This window comes from Acidovorax sp. JMULE5, assembly GCF_013376875.1.
GTDB classification, from domain to species: domain Bacteria; phylum Pseudomonadota; class Gammaproteobacteria; order Burkholderiales; family Burkholderiaceae_C; genus Acidovorax; species Acidovorax facilis.
This window is the reverse complement of the sequence record NZ_CP035951.1, coordinates 4512730-4535362: the sequence shown is the minus strand read 5'-3', so window position 1 is coordinate 4535362 and position 22633 is coordinate 4512730. Positions and strand designations below refer to the sequence as shown.

The 22633-nt window shown below is 65.7% G+C and carries 15 protein-coding genes and 1 pseudogene; 5 read left to right on the top strand and 11 right to left on the bottom strand.

The features are described from left to right. Window positions 1–2: 2 nt before the first annotated feature. The 3 genes from EXV95_RS20655 (at window position 3) to EXV95_RS20645 (ending at window position 4436) form a co-directional block, all read left to right on the top strand. The gene (locus EXV95_RS20655; RefSeq protein ID WP_176888278.1) at window positions 3–1859 is read left to right on the top strand and encodes a long-chain fatty acid--CoA ligase; all 1857 of its coding nucleotides are present in this window, start codon (window positions 3–5) and stop codon (window positions 1857–1859) included. 119 nt (window positions 1860–1978) lie between these two features. Continuing rightward, complete coding sequence (locus EXV95_RS20650; protein WP_057229165.1) at window positions 1979–3145, top strand: ABC transporter substrate-binding protein; 1167 nt, start codon at window positions 1979–1981, stop codon at window positions 3143–3145. 127 nt (window positions 3146–3272) lie between these two features. Further along, window positions 3273–4436 (top strand): acyl-CoA dehydrogenase family protein, encoded by a 1164-nt coding sequence (locus tag EXV95_RS20645; RefSeq protein WP_176888277.1) that lies wholly within the window; start codon window positions 3273–3275, stop codon window positions 4434–4436. A gap of 84 nt (window positions 4437–4520) precedes the next feature. Here the strand turns inward: EXV95_RS20645 and EXV95_RS20640 are convergent, their stop codons facing one another. Then, window positions 4521–4823: a hypothetical protein gene (locus EXV95_RS20640; RefSeq protein WP_225581100.1), complete on the bottom strand. Its 303-nt coding sequence runs from the start codon at window positions 4821–4823 to the stop codon at window positions 4521–4523. Between the two features lie 145 nt (window positions 4824–4968). On the opposite strand from EXV95_RS20640, the gene EXV95_RS20635 reads away from it, so the two are divergent. Both EXV95_RS20635 and EXV95_RS20630 read left to right on the top strand, forming a co-directional pair. Further along, window positions 4969–6174: an acetyl-CoA C-acetyltransferase gene (locus tag EXV95_RS20635; RefSeq protein WP_176888276.1), complete on the top strand. Its 1206-nt coding sequence runs from the start codon at window positions 4969–4971 to the stop codon at window positions 6172–6174. A gap of 23 nt (window positions 6175–6197) precedes the next feature. Continuing rightward, window positions 6198–8381 (top strand): 3-hydroxyacyl-CoA dehydrogenase NAD-binding domain-containing protein, encoded by a 2184-nt coding sequence (locus EXV95_RS20630; protein WP_176888275.1) that lies wholly within the window; start codon window positions 6198–6200, stop codon window positions 8379–8381. A 181-nt stretch (window positions 8382–8562) separates the two neighbouring features. On the opposite strand, the pseudogene EXV95_RS20625 reads toward EXV95_RS20630, so the two are convergent. The 10 genes and pseudogenes from EXV95_RS20625 to EXV95_RS20580 form a co-directional block, all read right to left on the bottom strand. Further along, window positions 8563–9206, bottom strand: a pseudogene (locus EXV95_RS20625) (LysE family translocator). A gap of 367 nt (window positions 9207–9573) precedes the next feature. Beyond that, window positions 9574–12348 (bottom strand): midcut-by-XrtH protein, encoded by a 2775-nt coding sequence (locus EXV95_RS20620; RefSeq protein WP_370460116.1) that lies wholly within the window; start codon window positions 12346–12348, stop codon window positions 9574–9576. 330 nt (window positions 12349–12678) lie between these two features. Beyond that, window positions 12679–13566, bottom strand: coding sequence for a 3-keto-5-aminohexanoate cleavage protein (locus EXV95_RS20615; RefSeq protein WP_176888273.1), 888 nt, complete (start codon window positions 13564–13566; stop codon window positions 12679–12681). Between the two features lie 14 nt (window positions 13567–13580). Beyond that, window positions 13581–14753 carry an acyl-CoA dehydrogenase family protein gene (locus tag EXV95_RS20610; RefSeq protein ID WP_176888272.1) on the bottom strand — a complete coding sequence of 391 codons (1173 nt, stop codon included), beginning with the start codon at window positions 14751–14753 and terminating at the stop codon, window positions 13581–13583. After that, window positions 14750–16879 carry a biotin carboxylase N-terminal domain-containing protein gene (locus tag EXV95_RS20605; protein WP_176888271.1) on the bottom strand — a complete coding sequence of 710 codons (2130 nt, stop codon included), beginning with the start codon at window positions 16877–16879 and terminating at the stop codon, window positions 14750–14752. The genes EXV95_RS20610 and EXV95_RS20605 overlap by 4 nt, the downstream gene beginning before the upstream one ends. Beyond that, window positions 16876–17682, bottom strand: coding sequence for an enoyl-CoA hydratase/isomerase family protein (locus EXV95_RS20600; RefSeq protein ID WP_176888270.1), 807 nt, complete (start codon window positions 17680–17682; stop codon window positions 16876–16878). Before EXV95_RS20600 ends, EXV95_RS20605 begins: the two co-directional genes overlap by 4 nt. A gap of 1 nt (window position 17683) precedes the next feature. Then, the gene (locus EXV95_RS20595; protein WP_176888269.1) at window positions 17684–18862 is read right to left on the bottom strand and encodes an acyl-CoA dehydrogenase family protein; all 1179 of its coding nucleotides are present in this window, start codon (window positions 18860–18862) and stop codon (window positions 17684–17686) included. A 53-nt stretch (window positions 18863–18915) separates the two neighbouring features. Then, a complete protein-coding gene (locus EXV95_RS20590) occupies window positions 18916–20046 on the bottom strand; it encodes a DNA alkylation repair protein (protein ID WP_176888268.1) in 1131 nt (376 codons plus the stop codon). Between the two features lie 23 nt (window positions 20047–20069). After that, window positions 20070–21683 carry an acyl-CoA carboxylase subunit beta gene (locus tag EXV95_RS20585; protein ID WP_176888267.1) on the bottom strand — a complete coding sequence of 538 codons (1614 nt, stop codon included), beginning with the start codon at window positions 21681–21683 and terminating at the stop codon, window positions 20070–20072. Further along, a complete protein-coding gene (locus EXV95_RS20580; protein WP_176888266.1) occupies window positions 21680–22609 on the bottom strand; it encodes an SDR family oxidoreductase in 930 nt (309 codons plus the stop codon). Before EXV95_RS20580 ends, EXV95_RS20585 begins: the two co-directional genes overlap by 4 nt. Window positions 22610–22633 lie beyond the last annotated feature (24 nt).

Below are 22633 nucleotides of genomic sequence, written 5' to 3'. Positions count from 1 at the left end.
AAATGTCTAACCTCTGGGACCTCGATCACATCCAGCCCGCAGGCACCGACGTGCTCGCGGGCGACACCATCGCCGCCATGTTCTGGAACGCCGTGGCCGAGCGCGGCCCGCGCGTTTGGATGCGCCAGAAGGAGCTGGGCATCTGGAAGAGCTGGACCTGGGACCAGACGGCAGAGGCAGTGCGGGAGATTGCGGGCGGCCTGATGTCGCTGGGTTTTGCTCCCAGCGAATGCGCGTCCATCCTCTCGAACACCAACATCGAATGGGTGCTGGCCGACTTGGCGGTGCTGAGCTGTGGCGGCGTGGCCAACGGCATCTACCCCACTGATGCGGCGGCGCAGGTGCACTACCTGAGCGAAGACTCTCGCACCACCGTGCTGTTTGTGGAGGACGATGAACAGCTCGACAAGGCCCTGGAAGTGCGCAGCAGCCTGCCCCTGCTGCGCAAGGTGGTGGTGTTCGACATGGAAGGCCTGCGCAGCCTGAACGACCCCGATGTGCTGAGCCTCGCGGACCTGCGCGAGCTGGGCCGTGCGTGGAACGCCCAGAACCCCGACGCGCTGATGCAGCGCGTCAAGGCCTGCCGCCCCGAAGACCTGGCTATTCTGGTCTACACCTCGGGCACCACGGGCAAGCCCAAGGGCGCCATGCACACGCACGCCGCGCTCACCTACACCGTGCGCGGCTACAACACCCTCATTTCGCGCAGCGAGGCCGACGAGACCATGTGTTTTCTGCCGCTGTGCCACATTGCCGAACGCATGGGCGGCGAATACTTTTCGCTCTACACCGGTGCCCGCTTGAACTTTGTGGAGAACCCCGACACCGTGCCCGAAAACGTGCGCGAGATCGCGCCCACGGTGTTCACTGCCGTGCCGCGGGTATGGGAGAAGTTCTATTCGGGCGTGATGATCGCGCTCAAGGAATCCACGCGCATGCAGCAGGCGGCCTATGCCTGGTCGATTGGCGTGGGCACCCGCATCGCAGATCGGGTGCTGGCAGGCCAGCCGGTGGGCGGTTTGCTGAAGGCGCAGTTCATGCTGGCACGCTTTCTGGCGCTCAACAATGTGCGCAAGCTCATCGGCATCCACCGTGCGCGCTTTCTGGTCACAGGCGCAGCGCCCATTTCGCCCGATCTGGTGAAGTGGTACCTGGCGCTGGGCGTGCCCATGCTGGAGGTGTGGGGCATGACCGAGACCTGCGGCGCCTCCACTGGCGTACCCGCCAGCCGCATCAAACCCGGCTCCATCGGCCCGGCGGCCAGCTACAACGAGGTGCGCATCGACCCCGCCACGGGCGAGATCCTGGTGCGTGGCCCCAATGTGTTCAAGGGCTATCTCAACCAGCCCGAGAAAACGGCCGAAACCATCGACCCCGAAGGCTGGCTGCACACGGGCGATGTGGGCCTGATCGACGCCGACGGCTACTTGCGCATCACCGACCGCATGAAGGACATCATCATCACGGCGGGCGGCAAGAACATCACGCCGAGCGAGCTGGAGAACGAACTCAAGTTCAGCCCCTACATCACCGATGCGGTGGTCATTGGCGACAAGCTGCCCTACCTCACGGTGATCATCATGATCGACCAGGAGAACGTGGAGAAGTACGCACAGGACCACGACGTGCCGTTCTCCAACTACGCCAGCCTGACCCGCACGCGCGAGGTGCAGGAGCTGATCCAGGCCGAAATCGACCGCGTCAATGCCAAGTTCGCCCGCGTGGAGCAGATCAAGAAGTTCTTCCTGCTCGACACCCAGCTCACGGCCGAGGATGAAGAGCTGACACCCACCATGAAGCTCAAGCGCAAGCTGGTGCAGCAGAAGTACGCACCGCAGATTGAGGCGATGTACCGGTAGGTGCGCACGTCACGCAACCACAGGCCACGCCCATCAGGATAGGGAAAGTGCTGGTGCCCCACCCCGGGCATCGTTCTATAACGAGCAACCGAGTTCGATCCAACCAAAGGAGACGTGCCATGAAACTTCATCACATTGCCGCGCTGGCCATCGTGGCCATGGCCGGAGGTGCTGCACAGGCGCAGCCCAGCCAGGGCGTGAGCAAGGACACCATCACGCTGGGTTCCATCCAGGATCTGTCCGGCCCGCTGGCGGGCTTTGGCAAGCAGGTGCGGCTGGGCATGATGCTGCGCGTGGACGAGGCCAACGAGCAAGGCGGCGTGAACGGCCGCAAGCTCGACCTGAAGGTGGAAGACTCAGGCTACGACCCCAAGAAAGCCGTGCTGGCCGCGCAAAAGCTCGTGAACCAGGACAAGATCTTCATGATGGTGGCGCACATCGGCACGGCGCAAAACCTGGCCGCCATGCCCGTGCAGTTCAGCAAGAACGTCATCAACTTCTTCCCGGTGACGGCCGCTCGGGAAATGTACGAGCCCTTCCACAAGCTCAAGTATTCGTTTGCCGCTACTTACTACGACCAGATACGCCTGGCAGCCCCCAAGCTCATCAAGGAAAAAGGCGCCAAGAAGATCTGCACCATCTACCAGGACGATGAGTTTGGCCTGGAGGTGATGCGCGGGGGCGAGGCGGCACTCAAGTCCATGGGCATGGACTTCACCGAGAAGACCTCGTACAAGCGCGGCGCCACCGACTTCTCTTCACAGGTCGCCAAGATGAAGTCATCCGAATGCGACTTCGTGATCCTGGGCACCATCATCCGCGAGACCATCGGCACGATTGGCGAGGCGCGCAAGACGGGCTTCAACCCCACCTTCCTGGGCTCCAGCGCCGCCTACACCGACCTCATCCACAAGCTGGGCGGCAAGCCCATGGACGGGCTGTACGCCACCATGACGGTGCAACACCCCTACCTGGATGAAGCCAGCCAGCCCATCCGCTTCTGGGCCAACAAGTACAAGACCAAGTTCAACGAAGACCCCACCGTGTTCTCGGTCTACGGCTACAACGCCATCGACGCCTTCATCAAGGCGGCCCAGAAGGCAGGCCCCAACCTGAGCACCGACAGCTTCATCAAGGCCATGGACACCATGGTGATTCCACCCGACATGTTCGGCAGCGCCGAGGGCACCTTTGGCCCACAAAAGCGCCTGGGCAGCGATCTTTCTCGCCTGTCGCAGATCACCGATGGCAAGTGGAAGGTGGTCTCCGACTACGTCAAGCCATGAGCGCCTGACCAGCCTCCTTCAAGCCGCCTTCGGGCGGCTTTTGCGTTTCAGGGGGTGCATCCGGGCTCAGTCGGTGGCAGAATTTAACCAAGCAGTAACTTTGCATAAATAACCTGGTTGCCCCACCATGATCGAACGCACCCTCTTCCAGCCCGACCACCAGGCCTTTGCCGACAGCTTTCGCCGCTTCATCGACAAGGAAGTGACGCCCCACCACGCCGCCTGGGAAGACCAGGGCTATGTGGCGCGCGAGGTGTGGAGCCAGGCGGGCGCCAACGGTTTTCTGTGCATGAGCCTGCCCGAGGAATACGGTGGCGCCGGGGCCGACAAGCTGTATTCGGTGGCGCAGATGGAAGAGCTGGCGCGTGCAGGCACCACTGGTATCGGCTTTGGTCTGCACAGCGAGATCGTGGCGCCGTACGTCCTTCACTACGGCACTGAAGCCCAGAAACAGAAGTACCTGCCGCAGATGGCCAGCGGCGCCGTGGTGGGTGCCATCGCCATGAGCGAGCCGGCTGCGGGCAGCGACCTGCAAGGCATCAAGACCACGGCCATCAAAAGTGCGGACGGATCACACTATGTGCTGAACGGCAGCAAAACCTTCATCACCAACGGCTGGCATGCCGACCTGGTGATCGTGGTCGCCAAGACCGACCCGGCGGCCGGGGCCAAGGGCACCAGCCTGTTGCTGGTGGAGCGCGGCATGCCCGGTTTTGAAAAAGGCCAGCGCCTCAAGAAGATGGGCATGAAGGCGCAGGACACGTCCGAGCTGTTCTTCAACGACGTGCAGGTGCCGGTGGACAACCTGCTGGGCGGCCCCGCCATGGAAGGGCGTGGCTTCATCTGCCTGATGGAGCAGCTGCCCTGGGAGCGCCTGCAGATCGCCATCACCGCCGTGGCCGCCGCCCAGGCCGCCATTGACTGGACGCTGGACTACGTCAAGCAGCGCAAGGTCTTTGGCCAGAGCGTGGCGTCATTTCAGAACACCCGCCACACCCTGGCCGAGCTGCAAACGCAGGTGCAGGTGGCCCGCGTGTTCGTGGACAAATGCTGTGAGCTGATCGTGCGCGATCAGCTCGACACCGAAACCGCCAGCATGGCCAAGTACTGGACGACCGACCTGCAGTGCAAGGTGATGGACGAATGCGTGCAGCTGTTTGGCGGCTATGGCTACATGTGGGAATACCCCATCACCCGCGCCTATGCCGACGCACGCGTGCAGCGCATTTATGGCGGCACCAACGAGATCATGAAAGAAGTGATTGCGCGGGCCATGGGCCTGGGCAAATAACGGAATGCACCGCACCGTGAATAACGCAGTGCACGATGCCCTGCACAACGCCCTTCACAACGTACCAGTGGGCGCCGAATGCCGCTACAGATACCAGGCGGCGCGGGCCTCTTCGGGGCTGAGCGGCGCACCGGGGCGGCGGTCGGTGACATTCAGCCAGGAGCGCACACCCTGGCTACCACTCAGCGCGCGCATCAGCAGCAAGCCTGCGCCAATGCCGCGAATGGCCGCCGAGCTGCGGCTGGGCGCCATGAAGGCCGCCACCGCCAGCGCACTGGATGCAGCCAGCACGACATGGTGCTCCAGCGCAAACCCTTCGCGCGTGTCGTCGTATTCGATGGCGCTGCGCGCGATGCGCTGCAATGCAGGGGATGTATTTCGTTCCATAACCAGAAATGTAGACAGCAACTGCCGAAAGATAGTGCAAAAACCACTGCACCCGCGTCAGAAAGCACCTTGTAGTGGCGTGAGCCAGCCCAGCTGCTTTACCGCCGCTCTGCTTGAAGTTTAGAGAAACCACCGGAGACCATTCATGACCGAAGCCTATGTATTCGATGCGCTGCGCACCCCGCGCGGCAAGGGCAAGAAGGACGGCACCCTGCACGAGGTCAAGCCCATCGACCTGCTGGTGGGCCTGCTGACCGAGCTACAAGCGCGCCACCGCTTTGACACGGCGGCGGTGGACGACGTGGTCATGGGCATCGTCTCGCCCGTGGGCGAACAGGGCTCGGTGCTGCCCAAGGTCGCGGCGCTCAAGGCCGGGTGGGACTTTCGCTGCGCGGGTGTGCAGGTCAACCGCTTCTGCGCATCGGGCCTGGAAGCCGTGAACCTGGCCGCGCAGAAGGTGCGCAGCGGCTGGGAAGACCTGGTGGTGGCGGGCGGCGTGGAGAGCATGAGCCGCGTGCCCATCGGCTCCGACGGCGGCGCCTGGGCGCAAGACCCCGCCACCAACTCCGCCACGCTGTTCGTCCCCCAGGGCATCGGCGCAGACCTCATCGCCACGCTGGACGGCTACACCCGCGCCGATGTGGACGCCTTCGCGCTCGAATCGCAGCGCCGCGCCACCGCTGCGCGCGCGGCGGGCTACTTCAAGAATTCGGTCGTGCCCGTGCGCGACTTCATCGGTCAGACCATCCTGGCGGAAGACGAATTCATCAAGCCCAAGACTACACTTGAAGGCCTGGGCGCGCTCAAGGCCTCGTTCGAGCAACTGGGCAGCATGGGCTTTGACGCCGTGGCGCTGCAGCGCTACCCGCAGGTGGAGCGCATCCACCACGTGCACCACGCGGGCAACTCGTCGGGCATCGTGGACGGCGCCGCCGCCGTGCTGATTGGCAACGAAGCCGCCGCCAAGGCCCACGGCCTCACGCCGCGCGCGCGCATTGTGGCCACGGCGCTCAGCGGGGCCGACCCCACCATCATGCTCACCGGCCCCGTGCCCGCTGCCAAGAAGGCGCTGGCCCGCGCGGGCATGACCATCGACCAGATCGACCTGTTCGAAGTGAACGAGGCCTTTGCCGCCGTGCCCATGCGCTTCATGCGCGAGCTGGGCGTGCCGCACGACAAGGTCAATGTGAACGGCGGCGCCATCGCCATGGGCCACCCGCTGGGCGCTACGGGCGCCATGATCCTCGGCACCCTGATTGACGAGCTGCACCGCCGGGGCCAGCGCTATGGCCTGGCCACGCTGTGCGTGGGCGGCGGCATGGGCATTGCCACCATCGTCGAGCGAATCTGATTGACTGGGAAGGAGACAACAACATGCAAACCATCCGCTACGAACTCATCCCCGCCCAGGGCACCGAAGACCAGGTCGCCGTCATCACGTTTGACGAAACCAATTCCCCCGTCAACACCATGTGCCGCCAGTGGCAGCAAGAGCTGGGCGAGGTCACGGCCCAGGTGCTGGGCGACCGCGAACGCCTGGGCGCTGCCCTCAAGGGCATCGTGCTTGCATCGGCCAAGACCAGCTTCTTTGCCGGCGCCGACCTCAAGGCCACCATGCGCCTCACACCCGCCGATGCGCCCAACGCGTTTGGCGAAATCGAGCGCATGAAGAAGCACTTCCGCACGCTCGAAACGCTGGGTATCCCCGTGGTGGCCTGCCTCAATGGCGCAGCGCTGGGCGGTGGGTGGGAGGTGGCGCTGGTCGCCCACTACCGCATCGCCGTGGCCGACCCCAAGATCCAGTTCGGCCTGCCCGAAGTCACGCTGGGCCTGATGCCCGGCGCCACCGGCGTGACCAAGATGACGCGCCTGCTGGGGCTGATGGGCGCGCAGCCCTACATCCTGGAAGGCAAGCTCTTCAACCCCGCCGAGGCGCTGGAGCTGCAACTGGTGCACGAGCTGGTGGCCACGCGCGATCAGCTGCTGCCCGCCGCGCTGGCCCACATCGCCACCCACCCGCACGCCGTGCAACCGTGGGACGACAAGACCTACAAGATGCCCGGCGGCACGCCCGCCAACCCCAAGATTGCAGGCGCGCTGACGGTAGCGCCCGCCATGCTCAAGAAGACCACGCGCGGCCGCTACCCCGCGCCCGAGGCCGCGCTGGCGGCCATGGTCGAAGGCGCGATGGTGGACTACGACACCGCCCTGCGCATCGAAAGCCGCTACCTCGCCCGCCTGATGACCGGCCCCGTGGCGCGCAACATGATCAACACGTTCTTCTTCGACATGAACGCGATCAAGAGCGGCAAGTCGCGCCCCGGCACGGCCCCACGCTACAAGCCGCAAAAGGTCGGCATCCTGGGCGCAGGCATGATGGGCGCGGGCATCGCCTGGGCCCAGGCCAGCCGGGGCATCGCCACCGTGCTCAAGGACGTGAGCGCGGAGAAGGCCGAGGCCGGCAAGGCCTACAGCGCCAAGCTCGCGCAAGCTCGCGTGGACAAGGGCCGCATGACGGCCGAGGCGCAGCAAGCGCTGCTGGCGCGCATCACGCCCACCGCCAGCGCGGCCGACCTGGCGGGCTGCGACCTCATCATCGAAGCCGTGTTTGAAAGCCGCGACCTCAAGGCCAAGGTGACGCAAGAGGCCGAGCCGCAATTGGCCCAAACACCTGAGTTCAGTGGCTTCTTTGCCAGCAACACCTCCACCCTGCCCATCAGCGGCCTGGCCAAGGCCAGCAGCCGGCCCGAGAAGTTTGTCGGCATCCACTTCTTCAGCCCCGTGGACAAGATGAAGCTGGTGGAGATCATTCGCGGCAAACAGACGGATGACGAAACCGTGGCCCGCGCCTTCGACTACGTGCAAGCCCTGGGCAAAGTGCCCATCGTGGTCAACGACTCACGCGGCTTCTACACCAGCCGCACCTTCGGCACCTTTGTGATGGAAGGCGCCGCCATGCTGGGCGAAGGCATCCCCGCCGCCGCGATTGAAAACGCCGCCATGCAGGCCGGCCTGCCCGTGGGCCCGCTGGCCGTGCTGGACGAAACCGCGCTGACCCTGAGCGTGCACGTGCTGGACCAGACCCGCGCCGACTACGCGGCCGAAGGCAAGACCTACACCGCCACGCCCGGCGAGCTGCTGGTGGAGCGCATGGTCAAGGAACTGAAGCGCCCCGGTCGCGCGGGTGGCGGCGGCTTTTACGACTACCCCGCAGGCGCCAGGAAGCACCTATGGCCGGAGCTGAAACCTCTTTTCGAAAAGCCCGGCGTGGAGTGGAGCGTGCAGGAGATCCAGGACCGCCTGCTCTACCGCCAGGCCATTGAGACTGCGCGCTGCCTGGCCGAGGGCGTGCTGACCAGCGTGCATGACGCGAACATTGGGTCGATCTTTGGGATCGGTTTTCCGGCGTGGACGGGGGGAGCGATGCAGTTCGTTTACGGGACGGGGGTAGAAAGGTTCCTGAAGCGGGCGGATGAACTGGCGGCGACTTACGGGGCGGGGTTCGCTCTGGAAGCAAAAGCCCGAGATGCCATTCGAGATTTTCAGCCCACCTATTGACTGACCGTGTTTCAGTCAAACCGGATAGCTGAAGGAACTCGCTTCTGGCACACCTAGCCCATCACCGATCAGTTGCTATATCCGCTGGTTCGGTGTTATGGAGAACACCAACCACAGCTCTGCGCTGCGCAGTGCGGGAAGCGCCACGTCTTTCAGAGAGAAGCGTCCGTCGCTATGGAGCTTACCGCGCCACCATCCGCAATCCCAGCGCAATAAACACCGTGCCAGCCAGCCGGTCCAGCCATACACCCACCCGCGGCTTGCGGTGGATCCACCCACCGACCCTGCCTGAGAAGTAGCCCAGCAACCCGAAAAGCACCGCCGCCTGGGCAGTGAACAGCAGCCCCAGCAAGCCCCCAGTTGCATCTCCATGCTGCCGTGCGCTGCATCCACGAACTGCGGCAGAAACGACAGGAAGAACAGCACGACCTTGGGGTTGATGGCGTTGGCCATCAGCCCCTTGGAGAAGGTGCGGCCGAGCGATTCAGCAGTGAGTTGGCTGCTGGAGTTGCTATGGGCGCCTTCGATGCGCACAGCGCCTGCGTGGCGCAGGGCCTGGGTGCCGAGCCAGATCAGGTAGGCGCCAGCCGCCCACTTGAGCGACGTGAAGGCCACTGGCGATGCGGCCAGGATAGCGCCTACGCCAATGACGGCCAGCACGGTATGGCTGAGGCAACCCAATGCGCAACCCAGGCCAAACACGATGCCAGCGCGGCGGCCTTTGGACATGCCGACGCTGAGCACCATGAGGTTGTCGGGGCCGGGCGTGGCTGTGAGCATGACGGCGGTGAGAAGAAACGCGATGGCCTGGGCGGTAGTCCACATGGTGGTGGATGCCTGGCTTTTTCTTGCTAGCCGCCCCTGGCTGGCCGGGGAAGACGGTGATGGTGATGGTGCGGAGGCTTGCCCTGAATGTCCAAGGCATCGCAGCAAATCGAATACTATCAAATCAATAGCATTCATTCCTTTGCCAACCAGCGGCAGCGGCCTGAAAAGATGGAAGCTGGGTCTGCCAACGCTCGCTGCTTGGGCTGCAGGTCCAGATGCCAGGCTGCGTCCAGGGGGCCGAAGGACCAGCAGCCCAGCCGACAACCACCCGTGGCTGTATCGGAGCCGGACGGATGCCCTGCCTGGCAGATACGCCTCCGCCCGCAACGGCAGGCACTGGCCGGGCCCGGCCAGCTCGCCGCCATCAATCCACGATGAGTTTGTTGTTGTTCAGCAGCTGGGTAATGATCTGCTGGTCGGTGGTGGCGCCCGAGTAGAGAGAATGCAGGTCGACCCCCGAAAGAACGATCTGCTGGGTTTCGGTGGCGCTGGTATAGGCCGCTCCTACGAAGTGGGAATCCGCAGCAAACCCACCCGTGTGGCTGATGTGGATGATGGTGTTGCCCCCCGATATCTCAAAGTGCACATAGTCCGCCAGGTTGCCCGCGCCGTTGGATGGACCCACGTGCTCCCCTTGCAGCAGGTCGCGCAGGTCAAGCACGTCGCCCCCCGCGGTATTGCTGCCCGCTGCCGCCGTTGCGAAGTTCTGGATGGTATCCACCGCAGGAGTCCCGGCAGCGCCCTGGTCGCCCAGGCTCCAGACAAACACGTCCACGAAGTTTTCACCGGCATCGCCGCCGATCAAGGTGTCATTGCCGGGGCCGCCCGAGATCACGTCGGCACCGCTGCCGGCATTGATGGTGTCGTTGCCGCTGCCACCGTAGAGCATGTCGGACCCGGCCCCGGAAGAGAGGTTGTCATCACCGTCACCACCGTAGCCGATGTTGTTGCCATTGGAGGCATTGATGGTGTTGTTGCCATTTCCACCTTGGATGAATTCGTTGGCAGAGCCGCCGGTGTAGCTGCCACTCTCTGTCGTGGTGATGTCAACCGTTGTGTAGGCCGCCTTGAGCGTCACCACACTGCTCACGCTGGCAGTGACGCCACCGTTTGTTTCCGTGGATGTGACCTGTACGGTCAGGTGGGTTGCGATGGTCGTGTAGCTGCCTGGAAGATTCAGCATCAGGTTGGGCAGGTCCGCCCCGACAAGCTGCCACACGCCGCCACCCAGGTTGACCCCTGCGTTGAATGAGACGCCCGTGGGCACGCCGCTCACCCTGATCGACAGGCTCTCGGAGCCATCCGTGTGCACCAGGGTCGTAGTGATAGGAAACCTGGCGCTGGTTCCACCAGTGCCGTGCGCATTGACCACCAGGGACCTCAAAATCACCAACGAAGGCGTTGTGGCCGAGCCCACCGTCATATTGACCATGGCCGTGCTGCTGGCACCGGAGGGATCCTCTATGGTGTAGGTGAAGCTGGCGGCGCCTTCGAAGCCGCTGACTGGCGTAAAGATGACGTTGTTGCCGATGCGGCTGACCGTGCCGTTCACTGCCGCCTGTACCGACACCAGGGTCAGCACGTCTCCATTCGCATCGGTGTCGTTGGCCAGCAACGTGGACACGGGAATGAAAATGGCCGTATCCATGCGCGTGACGGCCGTGTCGTTGGCAGCGACCGGCGCCTGATTAACGATGGGATTCACGGTCACTGTGACGGTGCCGGTAGCTGCATTGCCATGTCCATCGTCGACGGTGTAGGTGAAGGTGTCCGTACCGGTGAACCCGGCGTTGGGGGTGTAGATGGGGTTGCTTGTAACGGCATCGATCACCACCGAGCCATTGGCGCCCTGAGTCACTCCAACAACCGTGAGCGAATCGCCATCGGGGTCCGTGTCGTTGCCACGCACGGAAATGACTACAGAGCTGCCTTCATCCACTGTCGCCACATCGTTGTTGGCCACGGGCGCGCCATTGGACAGTGCATTGACCGTGACCGTGACGGTAGCGGTGGATGTTGCGCCTTTGCCGTCGCTGATGGTGTAAGTGAAGCTGTCACTGCCGGCAAACCCTGCGTTGGGTGTGTAAATGGGGTTGTTCGTGACGGCATCGATCACCACCGAGCCGTGAGCGCCCGGCGTCACACTGGCAACGGTGAGGGGGTCACCGTCGGCATCGGTGTCGTTGCCGCGCACAGCGACCGTCACGGGGGTGTTGGCACTGGTGGAGACCGCGTCGTTCACCGCCACGGGCGCACGGTTTACGGTGATGCTGAGAGTGCTGGATGCACCTGTGTGCACGGTGTAGGTCACTACCAGCGGGCTGGCGCCAGTGAAAGGCGAGGCCGCCACAAAGGTGTAGTCACCGTTGCTCTGCATGGTCAACGTGCCCAGCCCTGCCGCCGTGGCCGGCGTGCCGACCGCGTACCGCGTGCCCTGGTAAGTGAAGCTGGCCAGCACCAGCGGGCCATCGGGGTCCAGGTCATTGAGCAGCACATTGCCCGTAGCCTGCGCTGCCGCCACCGCCGACACGGTATCGGCCAGCAAGGTGCTGGACTGATTGCCCTGCGCCGCGGTGGCCGCAGCAGCGCACAGTGCCGCCACATCGGCCCAGCACGCGCCGCCTGCAAGCAGTGCAGTGCCAACGGAACATACGGTGCCCGGGCGGGCCGGGGTCACCGGCAGGGGCGACGGAATGCCCAGCGGAAAGCAGGTGCTCCAGGTCGGCTGCGTGATGCTGGTGATGCGCAAGCCGGACGCTGTCCGGTTGGTGTAGCCCACTGGCAGGAATCCCGAAGGATCGCCACCGGGTGTTGTGCCCGTGGACTGCACGGGAATCGTGAGCGTTTCTCCACCCGCCTGGTTGAAGACAGCCTGCAGCTCCTGCAACTGGGCCTGCACAGCATCACCCCACACCACCAAGGCGCCCAGCACCATGGCCATGGCACCCAGCGCCACGCTGCGCAAGGTGGTGGAGGACACGAGGCCTTTCTTGCGCACCATCCAACCCATGCAGGCCACCATGGCCACAGCCAGGAGCAGCAAGGCGCCAGGGTGGTCGACGGGTATCGCTGCGGCCGCGAGCGCGCCTGCCGTAATCGTCTGCGCCTGCGCCGCCGGTAATGCGGTCACCATCAGCATTGCAGCCGCCAGGCGCCGCAGTGCACTGCGTGCACCGAGAGGGTCAGCGAAAAATTGGGCGCAATACCAAGGGCGCAACATCGATAGTCCTTCGTTGTTGGAAGAATGAAAGCAAGAGGGGTTGCCTAGTGGGCATGCCTGCGCAAGACCTGCGGCAGGCCGCCTAGGTGGCTGGCGTCGGCACTCTACCTTGTAAAAGCAGGTAAGCCATCATAGAAAATTGCAACAGGCCCACGGAGCACAAAGACTTGCTCGAACGCCGGTGGGGAGGTGCAGGTACGCGACCTGCCTGCCAAAGCCGCTCCAGAGGTGGGCAATGCGTGGCCTGCGCTATGCGCCAACCAACCCCAAAATCCCCCGCGCCTCCTGCGGCGAAGCCACCTCCCGCCCCGCATTGCGCGCGTATTGCGCCAGCTTCTCAATCAACGGCCCATTTGAATCTGCCTTGGTCCCATCCGGCAGATAGAACGTATCCTCCAGCCCCGTGCGCAGGTGCCCACCCAGCGCCGCCACACGCTGGTGCACTGGCCAGATCTCTGCACGGCCGATGACGGTGGCTTGCCAGGGGGCGTCCTTGATCTTGAGCTTGAGCAAAATGGGCAGCAGGTCGGGGTCCGCAGGCATGCCGGATTCGACGCCCATCACGAAGTTGTATTCGGGCAGGCCCTGCGTGTACATGCCGGTCTGCACATACATCTCCACGCAGCGCACGATGCCCACGTCGAAGCATTCAAACTCGGGCAGGGTGCCGGTCTCCAGCATCACGTCGATGAAGTCCTTGACCTTGGCGGGCTGGTTGTCGAACAGCATGGGCGGCCAGGCCCAGGTGCCGTTGCTGCGGACCTTCAGGTAGTTGAGCGAGCCGGCGTTGCACGCGGCCATCTCGGGGCGGGTGGCGCGCAGGCAGTCTAGGGGGCCTTGGTAGTGGGGGCCGACCACGCCGGTGGTCTGGTTGATGATCAAGCCCGGGCAGGCCTCGCGCATGGCTTGCACGCAGTCGCGCGCCACCTGCGGGTCCCAGCTGGGCAGGTGGCCCTTGCCGGGCTCCTGGTTGCGAAAGTGCACGTGGACCACGGCGGCGCCTGCGTCGCAGGCGCGGCGGGCCTCTTGGGCCAGCTGCTCGGGCGTGACGGGCACGTGATGCTGGCCGGGGTCCGTCAGCACGCCGGTGATGGCGCAGGTGATGATGGCTTTGTTGCCGTGGTCGGTGCTGTGCATGGTGCCTGTCTCCTTCAAATACCGAGCTGCTTGGCAGCCAGGTCTTTCATGATTTCTTCCGCACCGCCGCCGATCATCATGACCTTGACCTCGCGGTAGATGCGCTCGCTGACGGTGCCGCGCATGAAGCCCATGCCGCCCAGGATCTGCACGGCCTGGTCGGCACAGAACTGCATGGTTTGGGTGGCGTGGTTCTTGAGCAGACACACACTCGCTACCCATTCCGGTCCGGTGCAGCCCGCGTCGGCCTGCGCGGCCACGGACTCGCACCACGCGGCGGTGGACTGGATGCGCATCTGCATGTCCACCAGCTTGTGGCGGATGACCTGGTGCTCTACCAGCGCGGCGCCAAAGGTCTTGCGCTGGCGCGCCCAGGCCAGGGCTTCGTCGTAGCAGGCCTCGGCAAAGCCCAGGGCCGACGCAGCGAGGCCAAAGCGCTCGCCGTTGAAGTTGGCCATGATGATCCGAAAGCCCGTGCCCTCGTCACCCAGCAGGTAGCGGGCGGGCACGCGCACATTGTCGAAGCGCAGGTGGGCGGTGTCGGAGCAGAGCCAGCCCATCTTGTCGAGCTTGCTGCGCGACAGGCCTGCGCTGTGGCCGGGGATAAGCAGCATGGAGATGCCGCCACTGCCCTTGCTGCCAGCGTCGCCAGTGCGCACAGCGACCGTGATCCAGTCCGCGCGCATGCCGGAGGTGATGAACACCTTTTCGCCGTTGACGATGTACTCGTCACCCTCGCGCCGCGCGGTGGTCTTGAGTTGGGCCACGTCGGACCCGCCACCGGGTTCGGTGATCGCCAATGCGGCAATCTGCTCGCCTGCCAGCACGGGCGGGATGACCTCGGCGCGCACGGTGTCGCTGCCATGGGCCAGCACGGGTGGCAGGCCGATGTTGTGCGACAGCAGGCTGGCCAGCACACCGCCGCTGGCACCATGGCGGCTGAGCGCGCGCCACAGTGGCAGGCGAAGCAGGTAGCTGGCGGGCGTGCCGCCGTACTGCTCGGGGTAGCCCAGCCCCAGCAGGCCCAGGTCGGCCGCGCGGCGGTACAGGCTGCGCGGGAATTCACCGGCGGCATCCCACGCGTCCACATGCGGCGCGATCTCGGTGCGGGCAAAGCGGGTGACGGTGTCGGCGAGGGCAGTGCGGTCTTCGTCGCTCACAGCACTTGCATCGGTTGTGGCGGTCATGCGGGCGCTCCTTGCGTGGCGGGTGCAAAACGGGCCAGCACCTGCCCGGGCGACACCTGCTGGCCCGGGGCCACCAGCAGTTCGGCCACGGTGGCGGCTGCGGGGCTGGACAGGCTGTGTTCGAGCTTCATGGATTCGATGACTACCACCGTGTCGCCCGCTGCCAGCACCTGGCCTGCGGCCACGGGTAGCGAGACCACCTTGCCATTGAAGGGCGCGCGCAGCTCGGCGGCGCCCCCAGCGGCGCCTGCGCGCGCAGCGGGCTCCCACGATGCGTCTTCCACCCAGCCATCTACACCACCGGTCTGCCAGTGCCAGCGCAGTCGGCCCACGGGCACGGCGTGCATGGTGTGGTCGGTGAACGGCGCGTCGGCGCCGTGGGTGGTGGCACGCACGGCACCGCCGGGCTGCGGGGTCAGCTGCACCGTGGTGGAGGTCGTGGCTGTTCCCATCGACTCTGGCAATGTGCTGGCAGTGTGGGCGCTGGCGCCCTCCACCTGCAGCCGCCCGGCCCCCAGCTCGCGCACAGCCAGCGGCAACACCGTGCCCTGGTGGCGCAAGCGCAGCGGGCGCGCCAGGGCGCACGGCAGGCTGGCGGAGGCTGGCGCCGTCGAAGTAGAAGCAAAAATGGCCGCCAGCGCTAAAGGGATAAGCGCTGATAGCTCATCTTTTAATAGCAATTCCTGCACGTCCGTTGCATGCTCCGCGAGAAACGGCACCAGCGCTTGTCCGCCCTGGAACACCGGGTGGCCCAGGCACGCCGCCAGAAACGCACGGTTGGTGGGCAGGCCCAGCACGCGGGTGCCGTTGAGCGCGCGGACCAGCGCGGCGATGGCTTCGGCCCGCGTGGGCGCATGCACGATGAGCTTGCCCAGCATGGCGTCGTAGTGGGGCGATACCTCGCTGCCCTCCTCCAGTGCGTGGTCAAAACGCAGCGCACCCGGCGCGGCACGTTCAAAGGCCGTGGCCGTGGGCGCGCTGAAGTGCTGCACGCGGCCGGTGTGCGGGCGAAAGTGCGCGTCTTCAGCGCACAGGCGTACTTCGATGGCGTGGCCTTGCAAGGCGACCTGCGATTGCGTGATGGGCAGCGGCTCGCCCCGCGCCACGCGGATTTGCCATTCCACCAGGTCCAGGCCTGTAAGGGCTTCGGTCACCGGGTGCTCCACCTGCAGGCGGGTGTTCATCTCCATCAAGAAGAATTGCGCCCCCACACTCCCCGCTTCGCGCGGTTCGCTGCCCCCCGAGGGGGCCTTCGCGAGTTGGGGCGGCCCGGCGTCGCTCAAGTCTTTACCCTCCAGCAAAAACTCCACCGTGCCCGCTCCCACATAGCCTGCGGCTTGCGCCAGCGCCACGGCACAGGCACCCATGCGTTCGCGCAGCGCGGCGTCTACGGCCGGGCTGGGGGATTCTTCGATGAGCTTCTGGTGGCGGCGCTGCACCGAGCAATCACGCTCGCCCAGGTGGATGCACGCGCCGTGGGCGTCGGCAAAGATTTGCACCTCCACATGGCGCGGCCGCAGCAGCGCGCGCTCGATGAGCAGGTCGCCACAGCCAAAGCCTGCCAGCGCTTCGGACCGCGCACTGGCAAGCGCCGCTGGCAGTTGCGCCGCATCGGTGACCAGCCGCATGCCGCGCCCTCCCCCACCCGCCACGGCCTTGACCATGGCGGGGTAGCCGATGCGCGCCGCCTCCTGCGCAAAGCGCTCATCACTCTGATCATCACCCGCATAGCCCGGCAGGCAAGGCACACCGTGCGCCGCCGCCAGCGCCTTGGCGCCCGCCTTGCTGCCCAGCGCACGGATGGCGGCGGGCGGCGGGCCGATCCAGGTCAGTCCGGCGTCGACCACGGCCTGGGCGAAGTCGGCGTTCTCGCTGAGGAAGCCGTAGCCGGGGTGCACCGCATCGGCGCCCGTGGCGCGGGCAGCGGCCAGCAGCTTGTCGATGCGCAGGTAGGTGTCGGCACTGGATGCGCCGCCCAGCGCCACGGCCTGCGTGGCTTCGCGCACATGCAGGGCGTTGGCGTCGGGGTCGGAGTAGACGCCCACCGTTTCGATACCCATGCGGTGGGCTGTGTGGATGATGCGGCGGGCGATCTCTGATCGGTTTGCGATGAGTATCTTTTTCATATCGCATTCCATGGCGGGGCCTTGCGTGCTGCAAACGCAGCCAGCCCCAGCGGCGCCTCGGGCCCGCGCAGCGCCTGCGCAAAGGCGATGGCTGCGTCATCGAGCAGCGCGGGCAACGGCCTATCTGTTTGGGCCAGCAACAACCGTTTGGTGGCGGCCACGGCCTGGGGCGCTGCGGCGGCGTGGCGCGCAATGGCGGCCTGCACAGCGGCATCCATGTCGCCGTCCACCACGTCATCGACCAGGCCGAAGTGCTGGGCGGCCGCGGCATCCCAGCGCTCGCCCGTCAGCAAACAACGCCGCGCCGCTGCGGTGCCCAAGCGCTGCACCACAAACGGCGCGATCTGCGCGGGCACGATGCCCAGCGTGACCTCGGGCGTGGCGAACTGCGCGCTGGTATGGGCCAGCACATGGTCACCGCAGCACACCAGACCAAAACCGCCGCCCATGGCCGCGCCTTCTACCGCCACGATGAGCCACTGCGGCTGCGCACACAGGGCCTGCAGCAGCGCGCCAAAGCGGCGGTTCAGCGGTACCAGCGGGTCTGCATCACCTGCAGCCAGGGGCTGGCCGATGGTCTTGGCAAAGCCGCCCAGGCTGCCACCCGCGCAAAAGTGACCACCCGCGCCGCGCAGCACCACGCCGCGCAGGTCGGCATCGGTCGCAGCCCGCTCACACGCGGCTATCAAACCGTCAACCATCGCCTCGGACAGCGCATTGCGGCTGGCCGGGTCGTTGAGCGTCCAGGTTTCCACACAGCCGCTGGCCAGCGGCGCGCGGTCGATCAACAGCGAATCAGCCATGTCAGTGCACGGGCCGCTTGGCGATGCCCATGAGCTTGGCGAGGATGCCCAGCATCACCTCGTCCGCACCGCCACCAATCGACGCCAGCCGCCCGTCGCGGTACATGCGTGAGACCTTGTTCTCCAGCGTGAAGCCCATGCCGCCCCAGAACTGCAGGCAGGTGTCGGGCACCTCGCGGTTGAGGCGGCCGGCCTTGAGCTTGGCCATGCTGGCCAACTCCAGCACGTCCTGCCCGTTCACATACAGGTCGCAGGCTCGGTAGGTAAGTGCGCGCAGGGCCTCCACCTCGGTCTTCAGCTCGGCCAGCTTGAACTGCACCCACTGCTGGTCGGCCAGTGTGCTGCCAAACAACTTGCGCTCCTGCGCGTAGTCGATGGTCCACTGGATGCAGTGGTTCAGCGATTCGAGCGTGCTGGCGGCGCACCACAGGCGCTCCTCCTGGAACTGCTGCATCTGGTAGATGAAGCCCTGGCCTTCGGCACCGATGCGGTAACGCTGCGGCACGCGCACCTCGTCAAAATAGATCAGGCCCGTGTCGCTGCTGTGCATGCCGATCTTGCGGATCTTTTGCGCCACCTCGATGCCCTTGGTGAGCTTGCCGCCCGGGCCATCGCGCATGGGCACCATCACCAGGCTCTTGTTCTTGTGCACGGGGCCCTCGCCCGTGTTGACCAGCATGCACATCCAGTCGGCCTGCAGGCTGTTGGTGATCCACATCTTCTGGCCGGTGATCACGTAGTCATCACCATCCTTGCGCGCCACACTCTTGATGCCGGACACATCGCTGCCCGCCGCAGGCTCGCTCACGCCGATGCAGCCCACCATGTCGCCCGCAATCGCAGGGGCCAGAAACTGGCGCTTGAGTTCTTCGCTGCCGTAGCGCGCGAGCGCCGGGGTGCACATGTCGGTCTGCACGCCAATGGCCATGGGAACGCCGCCGCAGTGGATGTGGCCCAGCGCCTCGGCCATGGCAAGGCTGTAGGAGTAATCCAGGCCCGCGCCGCCATATTCCTCGGGCTTGCACAGGCCCAGCAAGCCCAGGTTGCCCATCTTCTTGAAGACCTCGTGCGCGGGGAAGATCTCGGCCGCTTCCCATTCGTCCACATGGGGGTTGATCTCTTCGTCGATGAAGCGTTTGAGGGTCTTCTGGATCTCGCGGTGCTCGTGTGTGAACTGCATGGTGCTTGTCTCCTGCTGTTGCGTTTGTACGTTTGTGTGCCTGCAAACCTCGATCACGAAAGCTGAAACTGCCCCAGCGGCTGTGGCCGCCCGTTGAGCACCAACTCCACCTGGTGCGCGCCGGGGTAGTGGGTGCGTGTGGTCATCTGCTGCAGCGACAGCGTCTTGCCCACCGCTACGGTTGCGCCTGGCGGAATGTTCAGCGTCTGCAGCTTGAACACCTTGGGCGCCGCGCCGCCGTGGGCCTTGACGTAGTGCACCTTCAGGTCCGCCAACACACGCTGGGGCTGCGGCGTGGGGTTGTGCAGTTCGACCTCGATGCGCACCTTGTCGCCGATGCGTGCGCGGGCGGGCAGCACGCGCGCGGCCCGCACATCCAGCGCCACGGCATGGCCCACGCCCAGGGCATCGAGCGCAGCGGCGTCGCCGCGTTTGATGAGAAAACGCAGGCCGTGGCGCACCAGGGCTTCGCGCGGGGCGGGCGCGCCCTGCAGCCAGGTGCGCGCGGTGCCCACGGCGAGATCGGGGTGGTCCTTGGCGATGTCGCCCAGGTGGTTGGCCACGGAGCGACGCACGTAAGACGATGGGTCGTCCTTGAGCGCATCGAGCAACGGCAGGACCAGCTGCGGGTTGTTCTGGAATGCAGGCAAACGCGGCGCCCAGGGCAGGCGGGGCCGCGTGCCCTCGCTCACCAGACGGCGCACATGGGCGTTGTCGTCCTGCGCCCAGTCACGTAGCCGCGCGAGCGTGGTCTGTTGGTGGTGCAGCAGGTAGGGGCGTATGCAGAACTCGGCGGTAAACCGCTGGGTCAGCGCATGCTGCGCGGCCATGGCCGCCTCGAAATGCGGCAGGCCGTGTGTGCCGATGTAGATGCTGTGCGGCAGGTACAGAAATGCGCTGTAGGGGCGGTCACCCGCATCGGGCTCACCCACTGCATCGAGGCTCATGGGTGGGTCCATCGAATCGACCAGCACACCCAGCGCGCGCGGCACGTCTTGCGGCAGGTGGGCCTGCAGGGCCTGCGCAATGCGCTGGCCGCGCGCCATCAGCGCCAGCGATTCGTAGCCGGGCTCTACCTGCTGCAGAAATGCAGTGGTATCGAACTTGCGCCACGCACGACGCACCATGGCCGCGATGCGCGGCGGCACGGTGTCGTTCAGCAGGTGTTTGAGAGGCTCGGCCATCGGGGAGATTGCGTGCGAAGCGCTTACATCCGCGCCACGCCAAAGCTCAGGGGCCGCAGCGTGCGAGCCTGGGCCTCGGCGCAGGTGTCCAGGCAAAACGCCAGCACGGCGCGCGTGTCGCGCGGGTCGATCACGCCGTCGTCCAGCAGCAGACCGCTGGTGTAGAACGCATCGGCCTGGGCCTCGAACATGGCGACGATCTTGTCGAACTGGGCCTGCGATTCGACCGGGTCGGGCGTGATGCCTTTGCGCGCGAGCGCCGCCTCGGTCACGATCTGCATGGTGCGTGCGGCCTGCTCGCCGCCCATCACTGCCGTCTTGGCACCGGGCCAGCTGAACAGGAAGCGCGGCGCATAGCCCCGCCCGCACATGCCGTAGTTGCCCGCACCAAAGCTGGCGCCGCACTGGATGGTGATCTGGGGCACGGTGGCGTTGGTCACCGCCTGGATCATCTTGCTGCCGTGCTTGATCATGCCGCCCTGCTCGCTGTCCTTGCCCACCATGTAGCCTGTGGTGTTCTGCAGGTAGATGATGGGGTGGCCTAGCTGGCACATCCACTGGATGAATTGCGTGGCCTTGTTGGCGCCCGCCACGTCGATGGGGCCGTGGTTGCTGATGAAGCCCACCGCATGGCCCTGGATGTGGCCCTGCGCGCACAGGGTTGCCATGCCGTAGCGGGACTTGAATTCGAGCAGCTCCGAGCCATCGACCAGCCGCGCCATCACCTCGCGCATGTCCACGGGCTGGCGCAAGTCGGCAGACATCAGGGACAGGAGATCCTCTGCGGGCAAGGTGGGCCCAGGTGCGCTGGGTCGCCGGGGCATGTTCCACCCCAGCTGCGCCACCACATCACGCGCCAGACCAATCGCTTCGCGGTCGTCCTGGGCCAGGTACTCGCCCAGGCCCGAGACGGCGGTGTGCATCTCGGCACCGCCCAGTTCTTCTTCGGTCGCAATCTCACCCGTCGCGGCCATGAGCAGCGGGGGCCCAGCCAGAAAGGCGCGCGAGCGGCCCTGCACCATGATGACCACATCCGACAAGCCGGGCATGTAGGCACCGCCTGCGGTGCCCGAACCGTGCTGCACGGTGATCACCGGTATGCCCGCCGCCGACAGCCGCGCGAGGTTGCGGAACAGCGTGCCGCCGTGGACAAAACCTTCTACACGGTAGCGCATGAGGTTGGCGCCCGCGCTCTCCACCAGGTGGATGAACGGCAAGCGGTTTTGCAGTGCGATCTCCTGCACGCGCAAGATTTTTTCCAGGCCCATGGGCTGGATGGCCCCTGCCTCGATGCCCGAATCGCTGGCCACCACCATGCAGCGCACGCCGCTGACAAAGCCGATGCCCGCGACCATGCCGCCACCAGGCACGGACTTCTCGGGGTCTTTCACGTCCTGCAGGTAGCCCGCCAGGGTGCACAGCGGCAGCCAGGGCGCTCCCGCATCCAGCAGCAGTGCCACGCGCTGGCGCGGCAGCAGCTGGCCGCGTTTTTCAAACTGGGGCAGCGACCGGGCCGAGGCAGCGGCGGCACGCTCTTCCAGCGCACGCAGGGCATGGAGGCGGGCCTGCAGCGCTGCGCGGCGATGGGTGGCCTCGGCGCTGCCTGGGTTGAATCGGGAGGTGAAGACAGCAGTCATGCGACCTCGGTCTTGGGGGTGTGGGAATGTGCAAACACCTGCGGCACCTGCGCGCGGTGAAAGCCGTCAAACGGCCGCACGGCCGGGTGTGCTGCGGCGGCGGCACCGGGCGGGCGCTGCGGCCAGCCCATGCGCACCTGGGGCCGGGCGCCGTCCACACGCAGCGTGGTGCCGCTGGTGAAGCTGGCTGCCGGGCTGAGCAAAAAGGTGATGGCCGCCGACACCTCGGCCTCGTTGCCAAAGCGGCCGAGTGGCACCGTGCGCGGCATAGCGCGCAGCATGTCTGCCGCCTCGGGCGGGTAGTTGTCCATGCCGCTGGAGGCGATGTAGCCCGGCGCCACGGCGTTCACGCGCACACCGCTGTGTGCCCATTCGAGCGCGGCAGTCTCGGTGAAGCTGACCATGCCCGCACGGGCAGCGCCACTGTGCCCCATGCCCGGCATGGAGCCCCACATGTCGGCCACGATGTTGACGATGGAGCCACCGTGTTGCGCCATCCACTGCCGGTAGCACTCTCGCGCCATCAAAAATCCGCCGGTGAGGTTGGTGTGCAGCACGGCCTCCCAGCCCTTGGCACTGATGGATTCAAGCGGTGCCATGAACTGCCCGCCTGCGTTGTTGACCAGCGCATCGATGCGGCCCTGCGCAGCAAGGATCTGCTGCACCAGCGCCACCACGCCTTCTTCAGAGCGGATGTCGCACACCTGGCAAGACACGCGGCCACCGTCGGCGGTGATTTCTTCGGCCACGGCCAGCAGCTTTTCTGGCTTGCGCCCCACCAGCACCACATGCGCGCCCAGGTGCGCCAGTTCGTGCGCCGTGCACCGGCCAATGCCGGAGCCGCCGCCGGTGACCACCACCACCCGCCCCTGGAACAGACCCGGAGCAAACACAGACTGGTAGGCGTTGCGCGCTGTGGGGGCCATGGTGACTCTGCCTTGATAGGGTGG